The following is a 19,248-nucleotide window of genomic DNA, read 5'->3' on the forward strand; positions in this document are numbered from 1 at the left end:
TGCGGCGATACATCCACAGGCTGTGGATAATTTCGTTATCCCTCCCGATTTCGTTCGTATTCGGACGACCCCGAGGCCGCAGAGGCCTTCTTGGTTAATGAAAACCTAACGGAGCTTTTGCGGGCCTGCCGCTTTTCCATCTGTCATGGATCGCGCCTAGAAGGGCCGTCTGGAGAATAGACATGGGATACAGCCTGATGCGGACGGCGGCGGTCGTTCTGAGCGCCGGCCTCCTGCTGGCGGCCTGCGCCAGCGGCGCGCGCAGCGACTTCGGCCTGAACGAGCGCGAGGCGGCCTCGCCCATCGGCTTTCCCAACGTCCGCTTCTCCGTCGAGGACGAGGCGGCGGCGCAGAAGATCGAACAGCAGTTGAGCGAGGGCGTGCCCAAGGGGCCGGACGGCCATTTCGACCTGATCGCCCTGTCCGGCGGCGGGGCCAACGGCGCCTTCACCGCCGGCCTGATGAACGGCTGGACCGCCAGCGGCAAACGACCCGACTTCGAGGTGGTGACGGGGGTGTCGACCGGCGCCCTGGCCGCGCCCTTCGTCTTCCTGGGGCCGCGCTGGGACGCAAGGCTGAAGGAGGCCTATACCGGCGGTCAGGCGACGGGCCTGCTGAAGAGCCGGGGCGTGCGCGCCCTGGTCGGCTCGGGCGTGTTCAGCGGCCGGCCCTTGCGCGAACTGGTCGAGAGCCATGTGGACGAGGCCCTGCTGGCCGAGGTCGCGGCCGAACACGCCAAGGGACGGCTGCTGCTGGTCGCCACCACCGACCTAGACGCCCAGCGCGGCGTCATCTGGAACATGGGCGCCATAGCCGAACGCGGCGGGCCGGAGGCTCTGGAGCTGTTCCGCGACGTCCTGATCGCCTCGGCCAGCATTCCCGGCGCCTTTCCTCCGGTCATGATCCGTTCGCAGGGGCATGGCGCGGCCTTCGAGGAAATGCACGTCGACGGCGGGGTGATGAACCCCTTCGTCGCCCTGCCGCAGATCATGTGGAACTGGGACGACGCGGCCGGGGTGTTTCAGGGCGCGCGGCTCCATGTCGTGGTCAACGGCAAGGACACCGCCCGCTTCGCCGTCACGCGCGACGCCGCCATTCCGGTCCTGACCCGCAGCCTGGACACGGTTCTGGGCGGCCAGCTGCGCGCCACCATCGCCGCCAACCGCGCCTTCGCCAGCCGCAACGGCCTGGAATTCCACGTCGCCGCCATCCCCGAGGATTTCGACGGCGCCAACAGCCTGGACTTCAGCCAGGAAGCCATGACCGCTGTCTACGACCTGGGCGAGGCCCTGGGACGAAGCGGGGAGGCGTGGAAGTAGGGCTCGCCTTTCTCCACATACTCACAGACTGTGCGTAAGTTTCCCGGGGACGGCGACGCGCGGAGCCTTCCCTTCATCCCTGAGCCGGGCTGTTTGACCCAGTGCGTTTCGACGATCGTTTCCTTGAAGAATTGAAGGCCCGCCTTCGGCCGTCCGACGTGATCGGGCGGACGGTGAAGCTCAAGCGTCAGGGACGCGAGTATGTGGGCCTGAGCCCCTTTGCGAAGGAGAAGTCGCCCAGCTTCTTCGTCAACGACGACAAGGGCTTCTTCCACGATTTCAGCTCCGGCAAGCACGGCGACGTCATCAGCTTCCTGCAGGAGACGGAACGTCTCAGCTTCGTCGAGGCGGTGCAGAGGCTGGCGGGCGAGGCGGGGATGCAGCTTCCCGCCGAGGACCCCCAGGCGGCGGAACGCGAGCAGAAGCGCCAGGGTCTGTCGGACTGGATAGACCTGGCCCAGAAGTGGTTTTCGGCCAACCTGCGCCGCTCGGTCGGCAAGGCGGCGCGGGAATATCTGGAAAAGCGCGGCCTGCCCGAGGACCAGTGGGACCGTTTCGGTCTGGGCTACGCCCCCAACGATCGCGAGGGGCTGAAGAACGCCCTGATCCAGCGCGGGGCGCGGCCCGGCGACCTGGTCGAGGCGGGGCTGCTGATCTCGCCGGAGGGCGGGGGCGCGCCCTATGACCGGTTCCGCGACCGGCTGATCTTCCCCATTCACGACGCGCGCGGCCGGGTGGTCAGCTTCGGCGGCCGGGCGATGAACCCCGATGACCGGGCCAAGTATCTGAACGGTCCGGAAAGCCCGCTGTTTCACAAGGGCGCCACCCTCTACGGCCTGCCGGAGGCGCGGCGCATCCTGGGGGCGGAGAAGCGCGGCGAGCAGGGGGTGGTCGTCGTCGAAGGCTATATGGACGTCATCGCCTGTCAGAGAGCGGGCGTCGCCGCCGTGGCCCCCATGGGCACGGCCTTGACCGAGGAGCAGATGGGCGTGCTGTGGCGCGTCAGCCCCGAGCCGGTCCTGTGCTTCGACGGAGACGGCGCCGGACAGCGCGCGGCGGCCCGGGCCATCGAGCGCGCCCTGCCCCTGTTGAAGCCGGACAAGTCGTTCCGCTTCGCCAAGCTGAACGGGGGCAAGGACCCCGACGACATCCTGCGCGAGCACGGGGCGGGGGTGCTGCGTGAACAGTTGTCGCACACCGAGGCCCTGGCCGACGTCCTGTTCCGCGTCGAGCGCGAGAAGGTCGGGGCCCTGGAGACGCCGGAGCGGCGCTCGCTGCTGAAGGCCCAGTTGCGCAAGGCGGCGGCGACCATCGCCGACACGGACCTGAGCCACGCCTATCGGCAGTATCTTCTGGACCTCAACGACGCCCTGCGGCGTCAGGATTCGACGGCGGTCTCTCCGCGCCAGGCGGGACAGGCCCTGGCGCGCAAGCGCTGGGACGACCATCGCCGCAAGGTAGTCGAAGGCGCGACGGCCGAGGGCCGTGCGGCGCGCGCGCGGCTGGTGTCGGCGCCCAAACCCCTGGCCGCCGCCGTGGCCGAAGGTCTGCTGCGCTATCCCGAAGTGGTTCACGAGAAGATGGACACCATCTCCAGCCAAGGGCTGGGGGATGAGACCTTGATGAAGCTGGGCGAGGACATCGTCCGCGTCTCGTTCGATATTCCCGACGCCGACGAAGGCCTGATGCGCAACCGCCTCAACGCCCTGGGCCACGGCGAGACCTTGAGCCGCCTGGCGCTGGTCGCTCCGGTGTCGGGGGCGCCCTTCCTGGCCGGCGGCGATCGTGAACTGTCGCGCGAGCAACTGGTTCGCGCGCTCGAAACCCTGGTGAAGATCCTGACGCTGAACCGCGCTCTGGATGAGATGAAGGACGAGGACGCGTTCGACTTCCCCGCCTTCTCGACCCTGAAGGGCGAACGCGACGCCCTGGTCCGCCATCTCGGCAGCGGGGCGATCTGGACCGATCAGGCCAGCGAGGAACTGCACTGAGAAGGGGGCGTGGAACATGAGTCTCGATGTCGCGTCGCGTGATTCGTCACGACATCTTGACTCGGCCGCCATACGTCGCCATCTGGCCCAATCGGATCATGATGCCTTGATGCACGAGGTCGAGAAGGCGGCGGCGAAGTCCGGCGCGCCATTCCTGGCTGCAGACAAGCCCCTCGGCGAGGCGAGGATCCGGTGGTCGCAGGCGTTCGACGCTCTGACCCGCGATGCGGGGGCGGGGCAGGCGCTCGCGTCAGCAAGGTCGAAGGCCCGCCGGGCCTTGGACGCCTCGGTTTTCACTCGCGTGAAGGCCGAGCGTGACGCCTTGCGACGGACCACCAAGACCGGAATGATTTTGGATGATGCCGCGGCTTCGTAACCAACGAAGTCGTCAGGCGTTGTAATTTCGCCGCAGGGGACTGATCACCCCTTTCGCGGTCGTGGAGACTGAACTGAATGAGCGCGCAGACCGAGACGCAGGACGCTGAGACCAACACCGACGGGCCCCTGCTCGATCTCACCGATGCCGCCGTCAAGAAATTCATCAAGCAGGCCAAGGCGCGCGGCTATGTGACGATGGACGAGCTGAACAAGGTCCTCAACAGCGAGGAAGTCAGCGGCGACGCCATCGAAGACACCCTGGCCATGCTGTCGGAAATGGGCGTCAACGTCGTCCAGGACGAGGAAGACGCGGCGGAATCGACCGGCACCGACGTGGCCGCCGCCGCCGAGACCTCGGTGGCCGAGACGGCGACCAAGTCCGCCTATGACCGCACCGACGACCCGGTGCGCATGTACCTGCGCGAAATGGGTTCGGTGGAGCTGCTGAGCCGCGAGGGCGAAATCGCCATCGCCAAGCGCATCGAGGCCGGCCGCGACGCCATGATCTCGGGTCTGTGCGAAAGCGCCCTGACCTTCGAGGCCATCATGGTCTGGCGCGAGGAGCTGGCCAACAACCGCATCCTGCTGCGCGAGGTCATCGACCTGGACGCCACCTACGGCATCCTCAATCCCTCGTCCCTGCCGCACAACCAGCCCCCCGCGGGCGAGGCGGGCGAGGAAGAGAAGCCCGAGAGCGACGGCGAGGGCGAAGATGAGGACGAGGACGACTTCGACGACGGCGGCGGCATGTCCATCTCGGCCCTGGAGGCCGAGCTGCGCGACGGCGTCATGGAAGTCCTGGACGCCATCGCGGCCGACTTCGGCGGCTTCCGCAAGCTGCAGGACAAGCTGGTCGAAGCCCGCCTGAAGGGCGAGGTCCTGAACGCCAAGGACCACAAGGCCTATGAGACCCTGACCGCGGCCATCAGCGATCGTCTGAAGACGATGAAGCTGAACAACAACCGCATCGAGGCCCTGGTCGAGCAGCTCTATGCGATCAACAAGCGCCTGATCGGCCTGGAAGGCCGCCTGCTGCGCCTGGCCGACAGCTACGGCATCTCGCGTCCCGAGTTCCTGAAGGCCTACTTCGGTTCCGAACTGGATCCGAGCTGGACCGAACGGGTCAAGGAGATGGGCGTGCGCTGGACCAAGTTCAGCGACAATGAAGCCGCCCAGATCGCCAAGATCCGCGCCGACGTCGCCGCCGTGGCCACCGAGGCCGGCCTGCCGATCGACGACTACCGCCGCATCGTCCAGACGGTGCAGAAGGGCGAGCGTGAAGCCCGTCAGGCCAAGAAGGAAATGGTCGAGGCCAACCTGCGCCTCGTCATCTCCATCGCCAAGAAGTACACCAACCGCGGCCTGCAGTTCCTGGACCTGATCCAGGAAGGCAACATCGGTCTGATGAAGGCGGTCGACAAGTTCGAGTACCGCCGCGGCTACAAGTTCTCGACCTACGCCACCTGGTGGATTCGTCAGGCCATCACCCGCTCGATCGCCGACCAGGCGCGGACCATCCGCATCCCGGTCCACATGATCGAGACGATCAACAAGATCGTCCGCACCAGCCGCCAGATGCTGCATGAGATCGGCCGCGAGCCGACCCCGGAAGAACTGGCCGAAAAGCTGGCCATGCCGCTGGAGAAGGTGCGCAAGGTGCTGAAGATCGCCAAGGAGCCTATCTCGCTGGAAACCCCCATCGGCGACGAGGAAGACAGCCACCTGGGCGACTTCATCGAGGACAAGAACGCCGTCCTGCCGATCGACGCCGCGATTCAGTCGAACCTGCGCGAAACCACGACCCGCGTCCTGGCCTCGCTGACCCCGCGTGAGGAACGCGTCCTGCGGATGCGCTTCGGCATCGGCATGAACACCGACCACACCCTGGAAGAAGTCGGCCAGCAGTTCAGCGTGACTCGCGAACGCATCCGTCAGATCGAGGCCAAGGCCCTGCGCAAGCTGAAGCACCCGTCGCGGTCGCGGAAGCTGCGGAGCTTCCTGGACAGCTGATCCGGGCGGGAAACGAAGATCGAAGAGAGGGGGCGGTTCAGGCGAACCGCCCCTTTTCTTTTCCTGTCAGGTCTTTGCGATCAGGCGCGGGGTGCTTCGACGATCAGGCCGACGATGCGGCGCACCACCGGCAGGACCAGCAACAGGGTAGGGAAGGCGACCAGCCAGGACAGGCCCCAGGCCGACATCCAGGTCGAGGGGAAGGCCGGGGTGAAGCCCAGGCTGCGGGCCGTGGCGATGGCCGAGACGACAAAGGTCATCAGCAGCGACAGCACCAGCGGCGTCACCAGACCGGCGTAGCGCGCCGGCAGGCGACGCGGGGTCATGAAGGAGGGGTAGCTCATATTGAAGTCGTCTCATCAATGAGGTCGTCGGCCATGTGGCATCCGCCCGAAACCGGGACGTTCCGGCCGAGACCGGAGGATGCGTTGCCTGACGTGAGACGCTTACGGCCTTCGCGAGGAAGACGAGGGGCGACCTAGCGCGTCCGATCCGGTCGCGCAAGGCCGCCCTTGGGTCAGATCAGCTTTCGAAGATGGGCTGGAAGCCGCCCCACATCATGCGCTTGCCGTCGAAGGGCATGTCCATGTCGGAGAAGTCCGGGTCGTTCTGCATCTGCTCCCAGCAGGCGTCGGCGGCGGCGCGGTCGGGCCATTTCAGCCAGGAGAAGACGACGGTTTCGCCTTCCTCGAGCTTCACCGCCAGGTCGAAGCCCGTGACCTTGCCGGGGGGGATGTCTTCACCCCAGGTCTCGACCTGTTCCAAGGCGCCGTACTTCTTGAACAGCGGCCAGGATTTCTGAGCCGAAGCGATGTAGCGCTCCTTGTCCACGATCTTAACGGGGGTCAGGAAGCCGGTGACATAGGCCATTTTGGTGTTTCCTCTGGATGTTGGCCCCTATCGCTCGCCGCGCGGCGGCTCGCTGCTTGAGGGGCGGGGGTGGATCGTCAGGGCGGGCGTAGGGTCGTGTCTTGGTCGAAAGCGACAGAACGAGCGGCTTAGCTCGGCTGCCTACCCGGCTTTGTCAGCAGCGGCTTCCAGGGCGGCTATGTCGATCTTCTTCATCGTCATCATGGCGCCGAAGGCCGCCTGGGTGCGGGCGGGGTTGGGGTCGTCGTAGAAGGCCATCAGGCGGCGCGGCGTGATCTGCCAGTTCACGCCCCAGCGATCCTTGCACCAGCCGCACTGGCTTTCCTGGCCGCCGTTTCCGACGACGGCGTCCCACAGGCGGTCGGTCTCGGCCTGATCATCGGTCATGATCATGAAGGAGACGGCCTCGGTCTGGGGGAAGATCGGTCCGCCGTTCAGGCCGACGTAGCGCCGCCCCGCCAGGGTGAACTCGACCACCAGTTCGGCGCCGGCCGGGCTGGACGGATTGTCGGAGGGACTGGCGACCACGCGGTCGATCCGGCTGTCGGGCAGGCCGAGCGAGACATAGAACTCGGCCGCCTTTTTCGCCTGGCCCAGGTCGTACCAGATGCAGGGGATGATCTTGTCGGTCATGACGCGGGTTCCGGGTTGGTGTTGACCATCCAGTCCTTGCCGAAGCGATCGCGGACCATGCCGAAGCCGGGCGACCAGGCGGTCGGGGCGAAGGGCATCTGGACCGCGCCGCCTTCCGACAGGGCGTCGAAGATGCGTTGCGCCTGGTCCTTCAGGGCGAAGTGCAGGGCGACCGAGCCCGGCTCTCCGCCGGTTTCGGCCCCGTCGGCGCAGACGCCCGGCGGGCTGTCGGAACCCATGACGGCCTGGTCGCCGATCTGCAGCCAGGCGTGGGCGATCTTGTCCTTCCACTCCGGCCCGACGGGGGCGTCCGGCATGTCGCCGAAGGTGATCAGGTCCAGTCGGTCGGCGTTGAAGATGGCGGCATAGGCCTGGAAGGCCTCGCGCGCCTCGGTCTTGAACATCAGGTTGGGGGTGATCTTCATCACGCGTCTCCTGTTGCGGTTGGGGTCTTTCAGAGGCGCTCCGCGACCTCGGCCAGTTGGTCGGCGGCGGCGCCCCAACCCATCTCGAAGCCCATGTCGCGGTGGGTCTGCATGGCCTTTTCGTCCCAGTGGCGGGCGCGGGCGGTGTAGCGGACGCCGTCGCCCTCGGGTTCGAACGTATCGATCCGCACGAAGTTCATATCGCCGGCCTGGGGGATCCAACCCTCGGTGAAGGCGCCGGTGGTGACGATGCGACGGCCGGGTTCGACCTCCAGCACCACGCCGCGGTACTCATGCCGCTCGCCCTCGGGCGACTGCATGACGATGTCGGCGCGGCCGCCGGGGCGCAGGTCGTAGTCGACCTTGGGCGTCGTCCAGGGGCGGGGCGTGAACCACTCGGTCCCGTGTTCGGTGAAGGCCTTCCAGACCGCTTCCGGCGAAGCCTTGATGAAGCGGCTGACGCTCAGTTCGAACAGGTCGCTCATGGCTCAGGCTCCGCCCATCTGGGCGACGAAGGCTTCGGGGCCCTGGGCGGCGGCCTCGGGGTCCATCCACATGATCTCCCAGATGTGGCCGTCCGGGTCGGCGTAGCTGCGGCCGTACATGAAGCCGTAGTCCTGCTTGGGGTTGGGGTCGGCCTGACCGCCGGCCGAGCCCGCGCGGGCGATGACGCCGTCCACGCCCTCGCGGCTGTCCTCGGAGACGCAGATCAGCACCTGGGCCGTCTTGTGCGCGTCGGGGATGGCGCGGTCGGTGAAGCTGGAGAACTTCTCGTGAGTCAGCAGCATGGCGTGGATGGTGTCCGAAAAGTCCATGCAGGCCGCCGTCTCGTCCGAGAACATGGGGTTCATCGTCGCGCCGACCGCCTCGTAGAAGGCGACCGAGCGGGCCAGGTCCGTGACGGGCAGATTGACGAATATGAGCTTGTTCATGGTGTTCCTCCCTTGGTCTGGTCTAACCCTGTCGTATCGTGTTATGTTAGTCAACTATGAAGTTAGAAAAAGTAACTACACAGTCCGCAGGAGGCTCCCGCCGCTATCACGACGCGTGCGGCGCGGCGCACGGCCTCGACCTCGTGGGCGAGCGCTGGGCCCTGCTGGTGATCAGAGAACTCATGATGGGGCCGCGGCGTTTCGGCGACCTGCGAAAAGACCTGTGCGGCCTGTCGGCCAACGTCCTGACGCAGAGACTGGAAGGGCTGGAGGCCTCGGGCATCGTCCGGAAGCGCAAGCTGCCGCCGCCCGCCTCGGTCCAGGTCTATGAACTGACCGACTGGGGGTATGAGATCAAGCCGGTCTTCATGGTCCTGGGCCGCTGGGCCGCGCGCTCGCCCCAGCACGACCCGACCCTGCCGATCAGCGCGGTGTCGATCATGCAGTCGTTCGAGACCATGTTCGACCCGGCCCTGGGCGCCGACGCCGACATGCGCCTGGGCTTCGCCATGGACGAGGACCGGATGGTCGTGACGGTTTCCGGCGGCGTGATCGTCGCCGCGCGCGGCGAGGTCGAGGACTGCGAGGTGGTGGTGCGCGCTCCGTCCCAGGTCGTGGCCGCCGCCGTCTACGGCAAGGTTCCGCTGGAGGCGCTGGAAGGCGAGGGGGCGATGAGCATCGAGGGCGACCGCGACGTCTTCGCCTGCTTCATCGACTTCTTCCACCTGCCGGAGAAGGTGGCGGGCTGAGGGTCAGGCCAGGATGTCCAGCAGGGTTCCGGTCATCTCGTCGGCGGTGCGGACGACGGCGGCGTTGGCGGTGAAGTCCTGCTTGGCGCGAATCTGCTCGACCGCCTCGACGGCATAGTCGTCCATCGCGCCTGAGGCGACGCGCCGGGCGCTGGTTTCGAAGCGGGCGGCGGCGTCCTGCATTCCTGCGACGGCGATGCTCAGCGGCGGGATCATCATAGGAACGGCTCCGGGCGGACGGCGGACGTCGTCGGTCAGGCGGCCAGAATGAGGGCTCATGGTCAACGGCCGTTCAACGGACGTGGTGAACGCCGGTCTTTTTCGGGAATAACGCCCCACCTCGGCCCTTATTGGTGTATAGGGAGCGCCTTCTTCCCGCCCGGCCGGCCTGAGACGCCTTGGCCGGGCGCGGTCGTTTCGGCGACCGCCTTGCTCTTTTTCAGGTCGTATATGCCCTTTCCCGCGATCCACCCCGCGCTAGACCGCGCTCTCGCCAACAAGGGCTATGCCGAGCCCACCCCCGTTCAGGCGGCCGTTCTGGAAGGCCACGGCGAGGCCGACATGCTGGTCTCGGCCCAGACCGGATCGGGCAAGACGGTGGCCTTCGGTCTGGCCGCGGCCTCGTCCCTGCTGGGCGAGAACGAAACCTTTGGTCCCGCCGACGCGCCGCTGATGCTGGCCATCGCGCCGACGCGCGAACTGGCGCTGCAGGTCTCGGCCGAGCTGGAATGGCTGTACGGAGAGTCCAAGGCCAAGATCACCACCTGCGTCGGCGGCATGGACGCCCGCAAGGAAGCCCGCGCCCTGAACTTCGGCATCCACATCGTGGTCGGCACGCCCGGCCGCCTGAAGGACCACATCGACCGCGGCAACCTGGACTTGTCGGCGCTGAAGGTGCTGGTGCTCGACGAGGCCGACGAGATGCTCGACATGGGCTTCCGCGAAGACCTGGAATACATCCTGGAGCAGTCGCCGCCCGAGCGTCGCACCCTGCTGTTCTCGGCCACCATCGCCCGCGACATCGCCATGATGGCCAAGCGCTATCAGCGCGACGCCGTGCGCATCGACACCGTCGACCGCAGCCAGCCGCACAGCGACATCGAATACCGCGCCCTGCGCATCGCCCCCAACGAGATCGAGCACGCCGTCGTCAACGTGCTGCGCTTCTATGAGGCGCCGGGCGCCCTGGTCTTCTGCTCGACGCGCGACAGCGTGCGTCACCTGCAGTCCTCGCTGCTGGAGCGCGGCTTCGCGACCGTGGCCCTGTCGGGCGAGATGGGCCAGCGCGAGCGCACCGACGCGCTTCAGGCCCTGCGCGACGGCCGCGCCCGCGTCTGCGTCGCCACCGATGTGGCCGCGCGCGGTCTGGACCTGCCCGACCTGGGCCTGGTGATCCACGCCGAACTGCCGATCAACAAGGCCACCATGCTGCACCGTTCGGGCCGCACCGGCCGCGCGGGCAAGAAGGGCACCTCCATCCTGCTGGTGCCGAGCAGCCGTCGCCGCAAGGCCGAGATGCTGCTGGGTTCGGCGGGCGTCGAGGCGACCTGGGCCGGGGCGCCGACCGCCGACGAGATCCTGGCCAAGGACGAGCAGCGCCTGCTGGCCGCCCCCGTCTTCGCCGAGGAAGGCAATGAGGACGACGCCGGCCTGATCGCCAAGCTGGTGGCCGAGCGCACGGCGGAAGACCTGGCCCGCGCCCTGCTGGTCCTGCTGCGCAAGGACCTGCCGGCGCCTGAAGACCTGGTCGATCCGGGCCAGGGCCCGCAGCGCAAGCCGCGCGGGGAGGCGGGCGACAAGTTCGCCGCCGGGGCCTCGCCCTTCGAGCGCCTGCAGCCGGACCAGGTCTCGTGGTTCCGCATGGACATCGGCCGCAACCGCAACGCCGATCCCAAGTGGCTGATCCCGATGATCTGCCGCATCGGCGGCATCACCAAGCAGCAGATCGGCTCGATCAAGACCTTCCCCGAAGAGACGCGCTTCGAGATCGCCAACACCCACGTCGAGGCCTTCAAGAAGCTGGCGGCCATGAACACCCAGGAGGCGAACATCACGCCTTCGGAAGCCCCGCACGCGGGCATGTTCAAGGGCGGGACGCGCAACCGTCGCGACGAAGGCGGCGAGCGCCCCTACGCCAAGAAGCCCTTCCGCCGCGACGAGGACGGGGAGGGCGGTCGCCCGCCGTTCAAGAAGAAGCCGTGGCAACCGCGCGAGGGCGAAGGCGGCGGTGAACGCCCGGCCTTCAACAAGAAGCCCTACGCCCCCCGTCCCGAGGGCGAGCGCGCCGAACGGCCGGAAGGCGACAAGAAGCCCTTCGCCAAGGGGCCGGGCGCCAAGAAGCCGTTCAAGCCCAAGGGCGATTTCAAGCCAGGCGGCAAACCGGGCTTCAAGCCGGGCGGCAAGCCTCCCTTCGCCAAGGGCGGCAAGAAGCCGGGCAAGCGCTTCGACTGATCGAGGCGTCCTGACTTGCCCCCGGCGCGATCCAGGGGCAGGCTGGGGTCATGAGCACTCGGCAACCCGAAGGGCGGTACGCCTCGTTCGAGGCCTTCTACCCCTATTACATCCATGAGCACTCCAACCGGACGTGCCGCCGCATCCATGTGGTCGGCACCGGTCTGGTGATCGCGGCCTTCCTGGCCTTCTGCGTTACGCGCAATCCCTGGTGGCTGCTGGCCATGCCGATCGTCGGCTACGGCTTCGCCTGGGTCGGGCATTTCTTCTTCGAGAAGAACAGGCCGGCGACCTTCAAATATCCGCTGTGGAGCCTGATGGGCGACTTCCGCCTGTTTTTCGAGACGGTGACGGGCAGGCGGAAGTTCTGACGTCCGCCCCGTGCGAGAGGCATGAAAAAGGCGGCTGGATCGCTCCAGCCGCCTTTTTCATCATGCCTGTGAACGGCCTCAGTTCGAGGCGTTCTCCCAGGCCGGGGGGCAGCCCTGGAAGTCGCCGGCGTCGGCGATGGTCAGGGTCTTCATGTTCAGGCTCTGGGCCTGGCGCATCGAGCCGCGGCCGTGGCCGGTGTAGAGATCGATCTTGGCGCCCTTGATCGCGCCGCCGGTGTCCGAGGCGTACCAGTAACCGTCGTGGCGGGTGCCGTCGGCCAGGCGCAGGCCGACCGTTTCACGAATGAAGAGGCGGGTGCGGCGCGGGATGACGCGCGGGTCGACGGCGACCGTGCGCATGGCGATCGGACGGCAACCGAGCGAGTCGTTGCCCGTCGCGCCGCCGCCGCCTGCGTGATAGAGGCGGGCTGAGGCGCGCCAGTCGGGATCGCCTTCCATCAACTCGGCCTGTTCGGCCGAAAGGGCGGAGGCTTCGACGGAACCTTCATCCGCCGCGGGGGTTTCCACGACCGCAGCCGCCTCCAGGGCGACGACGGCTTCATAGGGCTGGGGCTCTCCGGAACCGGAGAGGGCGGCCCAAAACATGGCCAACGCGGCGGCTGTGTTCAGCATCGAACAGACTCAGGAAGCACCGGCCCCGACACGATCCGGCGCGGGCTATGTCGCTTTCAATTGTGGCGAAACCGTGTCGCTTGAGATCAGGCGCATCCTTTCGGTGTGATTAACAGCGATGTCATCCACAGGCGGATCAGCATATCGCCCAATTGTCACAGCATATGTGGCGGCAACGAAATCAATATTCGACGTATCTGACTTCTATACTGTAGCGATAAGCTGTCCGGTTAACGTCTTTGTCGGGGCATGTAACACTTTATTTCCAAGAAATGCTGTCGATGAACCCAAGATAACGGCGGCGTGATCGTGCGGCCACGCATGGGCATGAGCGGGTGGAGGCGAGCGCCGGAATGGGATAAGCCGTCGTTTCCCTTTCCGAATTTTCCGCCGGTGTTCCCCGATGAAGCGTCAAGTCAAACGCCTGATGATCTCCGCCGCCGCCGTCATGCTGGTCGCCGCGCCCGCCGTCCACGTCGGCGCCTGGGGAAGTTCGGGGCACCGTGTGATCGGTGTCGCCGCCATGCGCCACCTGCCGGGCGACCTGCCGGCCTTCCTGCGCACGGCCGGGGCCGCCGCCGACGTCGGCGAATATTCGCGCGAGCCCGACCGCTGGAAGGGCGCGGGTCAGCCGCATGACCGCGAGCGCGACACGGCCCACTTCGTCGACATGGACGACCAGGGGCGGGTGATGGACGCGCGCGGCATGACTATGGCCGAGCTGCCGCGCCTGAAATCGGAATACGACGCCGCCCTGATCCGCGCGGGTCTGGACGTGGATAAGGCGGGCTATCTGCCCTACGCGATTATGGACGCCTGGCAGAACCTGGAGCGGGACTTCGCCTACTGGCGCGTCCTGACCGCCGCGGAGGCGCGCGAGGCCGATCCGGGCAAGCAGGCCTGGTACAAGGCCGATCGCGAGCGTCGCGAGGCCCTGATCCTGCGCGACATCGGCGTGCTGAGCCACTATGTCGGCGACGCCTCTCAGCCGCACCACACGACCATTCACTTCAACGGCTGGGCCGGGGAAAACCCCGAGGGCTTCACCACCTCGCGCCGCACCCACGGCGATTTCGAAGGGGCCTTCACCAGCCGCGTCCTGCGTCTGGATGCGGTGGAGGCGGCCATGGCGCCGCCGAACGTCGAGGGCTTCGATCTGCGCGCCCGCACGGCGGCTCAACTGAACGCCACCCTGGCGACGGTGACGCCCTTCTACCGGCTGGAGAAGGCTGGGGCCTTCAAGGACACGGACCCGCGCGGCGCCGTCTTCGTCGCCGAGCGCCTGGCGGCCGGGGCGTCGGAACTGCGCGACTTCGTGACCGCCGCCTGGCGCGTCTCGGCTGGCAGCTCCGTCGGCTGGCCGGCGGTCAAGGTGGCCGAGGTCGAGGCTGGGCGGGTCGACCCCTGGATCTCGATGATCGGCGACGACTGACGCCTTCTTACTTCTCCCCTTGCGGGAGAAGGTGGCCCGGAGGGCCGGATGAGGGGTGTCTGCGCAAAGGTCCGAGAGGAACCTTCGTCCGTCAGGCTTCGTCTGCCGCCTTCTCCCTCAAGGGGAGAAGGGGTAAGGACCGCCCATGACTGAACTCACGCCCCCCGTCGTCATCCTCGACAAGTCCCAGATGGCCGACAACATCGGCTCGGTCGCCCGGGTCATGGCCAATTTCGGCCTGTCGGAACTGCGGCTGGTCAGCCCGCGCGACGGCTGGCCCCAGGATCGCGCCTGGGCCACGGCGTCCGGCGCGGACTGGGTGCTGGAAGGGGTGAAGGTGTTCGACAGCGTGGCCGAGGCCATGGCCGACCTGAACACCGTCTTCGCCACCACCGCTCGCCCGCGCGAGACGCGCCAGCCGGTCCGCACCCCGCGCGAAAGCGCCCGCATCCTCTATGACGACACGGCGTCGGGTCTGAAGACCGGCCTGCTGTTCGGCGGCGAGCGCGCGGGGTTGGAGACGACCGACATCGCCCTGTGCGCCGGGATCGTCACCATCCCGATCGACCCCCGGCACCATTCGCTGAACCTGGCCCAGGCCGTGGCGATCAACGCCTATGAGTGGCGCACCCTGATCCTGGACGCTCCGCCGCCGCGCTTCCGCGAGGGCGATCCGCCGGCGTCGAACGACCTGCTGCTGGGCATGTACGAGCATTTCGAGGCCGAGCTGGAGGCGGGGGGCTTCTTCCATCCGCCCGAGAAGAAGCGCTCCATGAGCCAGAACCTGAGGGTCATGCTGGGCCGCGCCGCCTTCACCGAGCAGGAGGTCGCCACCATGCGCGGCGCCGTCCACGCCCTCGCCAAGGGGCGGGGCCGGGTGCTGGCCAAGCTGGCCGAGAAACGCGCGACGGAAGCGAAGGGCGAGTGAAGCTCGCCCTCGTCTATCCCCTGGCCGCCCTGGCCGAGATCGGCGGCTGTTTCGCCTTCTGGGCCTGGCTCAAGCTGGACCGCTCGCCGGTCTGGCTGGTTCCCGGCGTGATCAGCCTGATCGCCTTCGCCTGGCTTCTGACCCTGGTTCCCAGCGATGCGGCGGGTCGGGCCTTCGCGGCCTATGGCGGAGTCTATATCTGCGCGTCTCTGGCCTGGATGGCCCTGGTGGAGAAGACGACGCCGGATCGCTGGGACCTGATCGGCGGGGCCGTCTGCCTGATCGGGGCCGGGCTCATCCTGTTCGGGCCGCGCGGCTGAACGCCTCCCCTGCGAAGCGGGGGAGGAGCTTACGGTCAAAGGCTGGCCAGGAAGGGCGGCAGGACCTGCGTCGCCGGGCCGTAGACGCCCTCGTCGAACAGGCGGGCGCCGGGCGTCGGCTCCAGGTTGATCTCCACCGTCCGGGCCCCGGCCATGCGCGCCGACTGGACGAAGCCCGCCGCCGGATAGACCGCGCCCGAGGTGCCGATGGACAGGAAGAGGTCGCACCGCTCCAACGCCGCCTCGATCCGCTCCATCTCCAGCGGGATTTCTCCGAACCAGACGATGTGCGGGCGCATGCGGCCGCCGGGATGATGCGGCGACGGATGATCGGCCAGGAGATCGCCGGGCCAGTCGCTGACCACGCCCGAGGCGGTGCAGCGCGCCTTCAGCAGTTCGCCGTGCATGTGGATCAGTTCGAACCTCTTGGCGGGGGCGACCTCGGCGTGGGCGCGGTCGTGCAGGTCATCCACGTTCTGCGTCACCAGCAGGAAGCCGCCGTCCCAGCGCGCGGCCAGATCGGCCAGGGCGCGATGGGCGGCGTTGGGCTGAACGTCGCCTAATCGCCGCCGCCGCTGGTTGTAGAAGTCCTGCACCAGAGCAGGGTCAGCCGCGAACCCCTCGGGCGTCGCCACCGCCTCGATGCGATGCCCCTCCCACAGCCCGTCCGAGGCGCGGAAGGTCGGCACGCCGCTCTCGGCGGAGACGCCGGCGCCGGTCAGGACGACGAGGTTCATCGGTTGGTTCTCCGTTGGCGTCGCTGATGCGCCAGCAGGCTTTCGGACGCGGCGTACTCAAGCGGAAGGTCAAACTTGGCGCGGCGATCATAGTCGCGAGCGTTCTTGATGTTGGTGGCCCGGATCAACCGCCAAGCCCTCCATCCAATGAAACTTGCCGAAATGACGGTCCACGCCAGGCCCAGCAACCAAGCCGTCCAGGGCAGGGAGGCGACGAAATGGTGAAAGAGGATGAGCGGCGGGAACATTGCGAACGGAACGGCGGCCAACAGGTCGTGGCGTCGAATGTCCAATGGGCCGATCTCAAGGCGCGGCGTTCGACAGCAGGGCGTCCACCAGACGACGAACTTTCAGATAGGCGAGACTCAGGCTCTGCATCGTCGTCAGTCTAGCCCTGATTCCGATCGACCGCCGCTGACAGCCGCTCATGCAGCCAGTCGATCATGGCGCGGACCTTGGGCGGGACGTGGCGGGGGTGGGGGTGGACGGCCCAGACGCCTTCGTCAGGCGGGCGTTGGTCGTCGAGCAGGGAGACGAGGGCGCCGGACGCCAGAGCCTCGGCCACGTAGAAGTCGGGCAACTGGCACAGGCCGAGGCCTTGCAACGCCGCGTCCAGCACCGCCGCGCCGGAGTTGCAGCGCCAACGGCCGGAGGGGCGAAGGCTGACCTCGCGCCCGGCCTCGGTGAAGCGCCAATGTTCGGACGAGCCGATCAGGCCGTCGTGGCTGGCGATCTCGGACAGGTCGCGCGGGGCGCCGCGCCGGGCCAGATAGTCCGGGCTGGCGCACAGGATCAGCCGCCGCGACGCCAGGCGTCGCGCCATCAGGCGGGAGTCGGTCAGGTGGCCGAACCGCACCGCCAGATCATAACCGTCGCCGACCAGGTCACGCAGGCGGTTGTCGAGGTCCAGTTCGATCCGCAGTTCCGGGTTCTGGCGTGCGAAGGCGTTGACGGCGGGAGCGATGAACCGCTCGCCGTAGGAGACGGAACAGGTCATGCGCAGCAGGCCGCGCGGGGCCTGATCGTCCGGCTGAACGGCGGCCAGGGCCTCGTCGCGCTCGTCGATCAGGCGGCGACAGCGGGCCAGGAAGTCGCGGCCGGCGTCGGTCAGTTCGACCCGGCGGGTGGTGCGATGGAGCAGGCGGGTCTGCAGGCGATCCTCCAGCCGGGCGATCTCGCGGCTGACGGCGGAGGTCGACAGGCCCAGCCGCTTGGCGGCGGCCGAGAAACTGGCCTGTTCGGCGACAGCGGTGAATTCGTCGATCCCGTCCCAACGGCTCATCGGGACGTTCGATCATGATTGTTGCATTACGACAATAATGTTTTGCGGTCGTCGCCATATCCGCCCCGCCGCGACGGGCGTAGAACAGACGCCAATTCAGTCACCTCATGCCCCTGAAGCAGCGAGCGACCGCGTCGCGAGCGTTAGGGGCGTCCGAAGGACCACTCACCATGAAAACCCGCGCCGCCGTCGCGTTCGAAGCCAAACGCCCGCTCGAGATCGTCGAGGTCGATCTGGAGGGCCCGCGCGCGGGCGAGGTGCTGATCGAGATCAAGGCCACGGGGGTCTGCCACACTGACGCCTATACGCTGGACGGTCTGGACTCCGAGGGCATCTTCCCGTCGATCCTGGGCCATGAAGGCGCAGGCGTGGTGGTCGAGGTGGGGCCGGGTGTGACCAGCCTCGCGGTCGGCGACCATGTCATCCCGCTCTACACGCCGGAATGCCGTCAGTGTAAGTCGTGCCTGAGCCGCAAGACCAACCTGTGCACCTCGATCCGGGCGACGCAGGGCAAGGGTCTGATGCCCGACGGCTCCAGCCGCTTCAGCTACAAGGGTCAGGCCATCGCCCACTACATGGGCTGCTCGACCTTCTCGAACTACACCGTCCTGCCCGAGATCGCGGTGGCCAAGATCCGCAAGGACGCCCCCTTCGACAAGGCCTGCTATATCGGCTGCGGCGTGACGACGGGCGTGGGCGCCGTGGTCAACACGGCCAAGGTCGAGCCGGGCGCCAAGGCCGTGGTCTTCGGTCTGGGCGGCATCGGCCTGAACGTCATCCAGGGGCTGAAGCTGGTCGGGGCCGACATGATCGTCGGCGTCGACATCAACGGCGACAAGGAGGAATGGGGCCGCCGCTTCGGCATGACCCATTTCGTCAATCCCAAGGACGTCTCCGACGTGGTGGCCCATCTGGTCGAGCTGACCGACGGCGGCGCCGACTATACCTTCGACTGCACCGGCAACACCGTGGTCATGCGTCAGGCGCTGGAAGCCTGCCATCGCGGCTGGGGCGAGAGCATCGTCATTGGCGTGGCCGAGGCGGGCAAGGAGATCGCCACCCGTCCGTTCCAACTGGTCACCGGCCGTGTCTGGAAGGGCTCGGCCTTCGGCGGCGCGCGCGGCCGCACCGACACGCCGAAGATCGTCGACTGGTACATGGACGGCAAGATCGAGATCGACCCCATGATCACCCACACCCTGCCGCTGGAACGCATCAACGAGGCCTTCGACCTGATGCACGAAGGCAAGAGCATCCGTTCGGTGATCGTCTTCTAATCAGGAAGGATACGCGATGAGTGACTGGAAGCTGCCGTGGAGCGGGGCCTGCCTGTGCGGTCGGGTGCAGGTCCATGTGACGGAGGCGCCGGTTTTCGCCTCCGCCTGTCACTGTCGCGCCTGCCAGAAGCTGACGGGCGGGGCCTATTCGCTGACCCTGATGCTGCCGGCCTCGGGGCTGTCGGTGGAGGGCGAGACGGAGATCGGCGGTCTGCACAATCCTGTGCCGGAGCATCACTTCTGTCCCTCGTGCAAGACCTGGCTGTTCACGCGCGGCATAGCCGACGGGCAGTTCGTCAACCTGCGGCCCAGCCTGCTGGACGACGGGGCCTGGGTGCGTCCCTACGCCGACACCTATGTGACGGAGCGACTGTCGGGCGCCCAGTCCGGCGCCCGGATCGGCTATCCGGAATTCCCGCCGGTCGAAGACTACGCCGAACTGATGAGCGGCTATGCCCGTGAAGGCGTGCGGCCGGATTGAGCAGCTGCAGCAATAGTCAGTTGCCAAAA

The 19,248-nt window shown here is 67.3% G+C and carries 23 protein-coding genes; 12 read left to right on the forward strand and 11 right to left on the reverse strand.

Features of this window, described 5'->3' with window-relative positions:
• Positions 1-182 precede the first annotated feature (182 nt).
• The 4 genes from ABIE19_RS16720 to rpoD all read left to right on the forward strand — a co-directional run bounded on the left by ABIE19_RS16720 (position 183) and on the right by rpoD (position 5,698).
• Positions 183-1,319 carry a patatin-like phospholipase family protein gene (locus ABIE19_RS16720; protein WP_354090376.1) on the forward strand — a complete coding sequence of 379 codons (1,137 nt, stop codon included), beginning with the start codon at positions 183-185 and terminating at the stop codon, positions 1,317-1,319.
• Positions 1,320-1,420: 101 nt separating this feature from the next.
• Positions 1,421-3,310: a DNA primase gene (dnaG, locus tag ABIE19_RS16725; RefSeq protein ID WP_354090377.1), complete on the forward strand. Its 1,890-nt coding sequence runs from the start codon at positions 1,421-1,423 to the stop codon at positions 3,308-3,310.
• Positions 3,311-3,326: 16 nt separating this feature from the next.
• Positions 3,327-3,686: a hypothetical protein gene (locus ABIE19_RS16730; RefSeq protein ID WP_354090378.1), complete on the forward strand. Its 360-nt coding sequence runs from the start codon at positions 3,327-3,329 to the stop codon at positions 3,684-3,686.
• A 77-nt stretch (positions 3,687-3,763) separates the two neighbouring features.
• Complete coding sequence (rpoD, locus tag ABIE19_RS16735; protein WP_354090379.1) at positions 3,764-5,698, forward strand: RNA polymerase sigma factor RpoD; 1,935 nt, start codon at positions 3,764-3,766, stop codon at positions 5,696-5,698.
• An 80-nt stretch (positions 5,699-5,778) separates the two neighbouring features.
• Here the strand turns inward: rpoD and ABIE19_RS16740 are convergent, their stop codons facing one another.
• The 6 genes from ABIE19_RS16740 to ABIE19_RS16765 form a co-directional block, all read right to left on the reverse strand.
• The gene (locus ABIE19_RS16740; RefSeq protein WP_354090380.1) at positions 5,779-6,042 is read right to left on the reverse strand and encodes a DUF2798 domain-containing protein; all 264 of its coding nucleotides are present in this window, start codon (positions 6,040-6,042) and stop codon (positions 5,779-5,781) included.
• A 178-nt stretch (positions 6,043-6,220) separates the two neighbouring features.
• A complete protein-coding gene (locus ABIE19_RS16745; RefSeq protein WP_354090381.1) occupies positions 6,221-6,568 on the reverse strand; it encodes a DUF1428 domain-containing protein in 348 nt (115 codons plus the stop codon).
• A 141-nt stretch (positions 6,569-6,709) separates the two neighbouring features.
• Positions 6,710-7,201, reverse strand: a complete 492-nt coding sequence (locus ABIE19_RS16750) for a VOC family protein (RefSeq protein WP_354090382.1) — start codon at positions 7,199-7,201, stop codon at positions 6,710-6,712.
• A complete protein-coding gene (locus ABIE19_RS16755) occupies positions 7,198-7,626 on the reverse strand; it encodes a VOC family protein (protein ID WP_354090383.1) in 429 nt (142 codons plus the stop codon). Before ABIE19_RS16755 ends, ABIE19_RS16750 begins: the two co-directional genes overlap by 4 nt.
• Before the next feature lie 29 nt (positions 7,627-7,655).
• Positions 7,656-8,111 carry an SRPBCC family protein gene (locus ABIE19_RS16760; protein ID WP_354090384.1) on the reverse strand — a complete coding sequence of 152 codons (456 nt, stop codon included), beginning with the start codon at positions 8,109-8,111 and terminating at the stop codon, positions 7,656-7,658.
• A gap of 3 nt (positions 8,112-8,114) precedes the next feature.
• Positions 8,115-8,558 (reverse strand): VOC family protein, encoded by a 444-nt coding sequence (locus ABIE19_RS16765; protein WP_354090385.1) that lies wholly within the window; start codon positions 8,556-8,558, stop codon positions 8,115-8,117.
• 56 nt (positions 8,559-8,614) lie between these two features.
• Here ABIE19_RS16765 and ABIE19_RS16770 point away from each other — a divergent pair, with 56 nt between their 5' ends.
• On the forward strand, positions 8,615-9,307 hold the full coding sequence (locus ABIE19_RS16770) for a winged helix-turn-helix transcriptional regulator (RefSeq protein WP_354090386.1): 693 nt from the start codon (positions 8,615-8,617) through the stop codon (positions 9,305-9,307).
• A gap of 3 nt (positions 9,308-9,310) precedes the next feature.
• Here the strand turns inward: ABIE19_RS16770 and ABIE19_RS16775 are convergent, their stop codons facing one another.
• Positions 9,311-9,586, reverse strand: a complete 276-nt coding sequence (locus ABIE19_RS16775) for a flagellar basal body rod C-terminal domain-containing protein (RefSeq protein WP_354090387.1) — start codon at positions 9,584-9,586, stop codon at positions 9,311-9,313.
• Between the two features lie 171 nt (positions 9,587-9,757).
• On the opposite strand from ABIE19_RS16775, the gene ABIE19_RS16780 reads away from it, so the two are divergent.
• Entirely contained in the window at positions 9,758-11,758 is a 2,001-nt protein-coding gene (locus ABIE19_RS16780; RefSeq protein WP_354090388.1) for a DEAD/DEAH box helicase, read from the forward strand.
• 50 nt (positions 11,759-11,808) lie between these two features.
• Positions 11,809-12,129 (forward strand): Mpo1-like protein, encoded by a 321-nt coding sequence (locus ABIE19_RS16785; RefSeq protein WP_354090389.1) that lies wholly within the window; start codon positions 11,809-11,811, stop codon positions 12,127-12,129.
• 78 nt (positions 12,130-12,207) lie between these two features.
• Here the strand turns inward: ABIE19_RS16785 and ABIE19_RS16790 are convergent, their stop codons facing one another.
• Positions 12,208-12,762, reverse strand: a complete 555-nt coding sequence (locus ABIE19_RS16790; protein WP_354090390.1) for a 3D domain-containing protein — start codon at positions 12,760-12,762, stop codon at positions 12,208-12,210.
• Positions 12,763-13,165: 403 nt separating this feature from the next.
• Here ABIE19_RS16790 and ABIE19_RS16795 point away from each other — a divergent pair, with 403 nt between their 5' ends.
• The 3 genes from ABIE19_RS16795 (at position 13,166) to ABIE19_RS16805 (ending at position 15,442) form a co-directional block, all read left to right on the forward strand.
• The gene (locus ABIE19_RS16795; protein WP_354090391.1) at positions 13,166-14,194 is read left to right on the forward strand and encodes a phospholipase C/P1 nuclease family protein; all 1,029 of its coding nucleotides are present in this window, start codon (positions 13,166-13,168) and stop codon (positions 14,192-14,194) included.
• A gap of 145 nt (positions 14,195-14,339) precedes the next feature.
• Positions 14,340-15,122 (forward strand): RNA methyltransferase, encoded by a 783-nt coding sequence (locus tag ABIE19_RS16800; RefSeq protein WP_354090392.1) that lies wholly within the window; start codon positions 14,340-14,342, stop codon positions 15,120-15,122.
• Entirely contained in the window at positions 15,119-15,442 is a 324-nt protein-coding gene (locus ABIE19_RS16805; RefSeq protein WP_354090393.1) for a YnfA family protein, read from the forward strand. The genes ABIE19_RS16800 and ABIE19_RS16805 overlap by 4 nt, the downstream gene beginning before the upstream one ends.
• A 35-nt stretch (positions 15,443-15,477) precedes the next feature.
• Here ABIE19_RS16805 and ABIE19_RS16810 read toward each other — a convergent pair whose 3' ends face one another.
• From ABIE19_RS16810 to ABIE19_RS16820, 3 genes are all read right to left on the reverse strand, one after another.
• Positions 15,478-16,179: an NAD-dependent deacylase gene (locus ABIE19_RS16810; protein ID WP_354090394.1), complete on the reverse strand. Its 702-nt coding sequence runs from the start codon at positions 16,177-16,179 to the stop codon at positions 15,478-15,480.
• Positions 16,176-16,472 (reverse strand): hypothetical protein, encoded by a 297-nt coding sequence (locus ABIE19_RS16815; protein ID WP_354090395.1) that lies wholly within the window; start codon positions 16,470-16,472, stop codon positions 16,176-16,178. The genes ABIE19_RS16810 and ABIE19_RS16815 overlap by 4 nt, the downstream gene beginning before the upstream one ends.
• A 95-nt stretch (positions 16,473-16,567) precedes the next feature.
• Complete coding sequence (locus ABIE19_RS16820; protein WP_354090396.1) at positions 16,568-17,461, reverse strand: LysR family transcriptional regulator; 894 nt, start codon at positions 17,459-17,461, stop codon at positions 16,568-16,570.
• Between the two features lie 170 nt (positions 17,462-17,631).
• Here ABIE19_RS16820 and ABIE19_RS16825 point away from each other — a divergent pair, with 170 nt between their 5' ends.
• Together ABIE19_RS16825 and ABIE19_RS16830 are read left to right on the forward strand one after the other, a co-directional pair.
• Positions 17,632-18,738, forward strand: coding sequence for an S-(hydroxymethyl)glutathione dehydrogenase/class III alcohol dehydrogenase (locus ABIE19_RS16825; protein WP_354090397.1), 1,107 nt, complete (start codon positions 17,632-17,634; stop codon positions 18,736-18,738).
• A 16-nt stretch (positions 18,739-18,754) separates the two neighbouring features.
• Positions 18,755-19,219, forward strand: coding sequence for a GFA family protein (locus tag ABIE19_RS16830; protein ID WP_354090398.1), 465 nt, complete (start codon positions 18,755-18,757; stop codon positions 19,217-19,219).
• Positions 19,220-19,248 lie beyond the last annotated feature (29 nt).

It is taken from the genome of Brevundimonas faecalis, assembly GCF_040549405.1.
In the GTDB taxonomy this organism is placed as follows: Bacteria; Pseudomonadota; Alphaproteobacteria; order Caulobacterales; family Caulobacteraceae; genus Brevundimonas; species Brevundimonas faecalis.

Bases quoted from the DNA above. Each gene is read 5' to 3' on its own strand.
- ABIE19_RS16795 (WP_354090391.1), top strand. From the start codon at position 13,166: ATGAAGCGTCAAGTCAAACGCCTGATGATCTCCGCCGCCGCCGTCATG.
- ABIE19_RS16755 (WP_354090383.1), bottom strand. From the start codon at position 7,626: ATGAAGATCACCCCCAACCTGATGTTCAAGACCGAGGCGCGCGAGGCC.
- ABIE19_RS16760 (WP_354090384.1), bottom strand. From the start codon at position 8,111: ATGAGCGACCTGTTCGAACTGAGCGTCAGCCGCTTCATCAAGGCTTCG.
- ABIE19_RS16820 (WP_354090396.1), bottom strand. From the start codon at position 17,461: ATGAGCCGTTGGGACGGGATCGACGAATTCACCGCTGTCGCCGAACAG.
- ABIE19_RS16770 (WP_354090386.1), top strand. From the start codon at position 8,615: ATGAAGTTAGAAAAAGTAACTACACAGTCCGCAGGAGGCTCCCGCCGC.
- ABIE19_RS16765 (WP_354090385.1), bottom strand. From the start codon at position 8,558: ATGAACAAGCTCATATTCGTCAATCTGCCCGTCACGGACCTGGCCCGC.
- ABIE19_RS16740 (WP_354090380.1), bottom strand. From the start codon at position 6,042: ATGAGCTACCCCTCCTTCATGACCCCGCGTCGCCTGCCGGCGCGCTAC.
- ABIE19_RS16830 (WP_354090398.1), top strand. From the start codon at position 18,755: ATGAGTGACTGGAAGCTGCCGTGGAGCGGGGCCTGCCTGTGCGGTCGG.
- ABIE19_RS16790 (WP_354090390.1), bottom strand. From the start codon at position 12,762: ATGCTGAACACAGCCGCCGCGTTGGCCATGTTTTGGGCCGCCCTCTCC.
- ABIE19_RS16750 (WP_354090382.1), bottom strand. From the start codon at position 7,201: ATGACCGACAAGATCATCCCCTGCATCTGGTACGACCTGGGCCAGGCG.
- ABIE19_RS16720 (WP_354090376.1), top strand. From the start codon at position 183: ATGGGATACAGCCTGATGCGGACGGCGGCGGTCGTTCTGAGCGCCGGC.
- ABIE19_RS16775 (WP_354090387.1), bottom strand. From the start codon at position 9,586: ATGAGCCCTCATTCTGGCCGCCTGACCGACGACGTCCGCCGTCCGCCC.
- ABIE19_RS16785 (WP_354090389.1), top strand. From the start codon at position 11,809: ATGAGCACTCGGCAACCCGAAGGGCGGTACGCCTCGTTCGAGGCCTTC.
- ABIE19_RS16810 (WP_354090394.1), bottom strand. From the start codon at position 16,179: ATGAACCTCGTCGTCCTGACCGGCGCCGGCGTCTCCGCCGAGAGCGGC.
- rpoD (WP_354090379.1), top strand. From the start codon at position 3,764: ATGAGCGCGCAGACCGAGACGCAGGACGCTGAGACCAACACCGACGGG.
- ABIE19_RS16800 (WP_354090392.1), top strand. From the start codon at position 14,340: ATGACTGAACTCACGCCCCCCGTCGTCATCCTCGACAAGTCCCAGATG.
- ABIE19_RS16825 (WP_354090397.1), top strand. From the start codon at position 17,632: ATGAAAACCCGCGCCGCCGTCGCGTTCGAAGCCAAACGCCCGCTCGAG.
- ABIE19_RS16745 (WP_354090381.1), bottom strand. From the start codon at position 6,568: ATGGCCTATGTCACCGGCTTCCTGACCCCCGTTAAGATCGTGGACAAG.
- ABIE19_RS16730 (WP_354090378.1), top strand. From the start codon at position 3,327: ATGAGTCTCGATGTCGCGTCGCGTGATTCGTCACGACATCTTGACTCG.
- ABIE19_RS16780 (WP_354090388.1), top strand. From the start codon at position 9,758: ATGCCCTTTCCCGCGATCCACCCCGCGCTAGACCGCGCTCTCGCCAAC.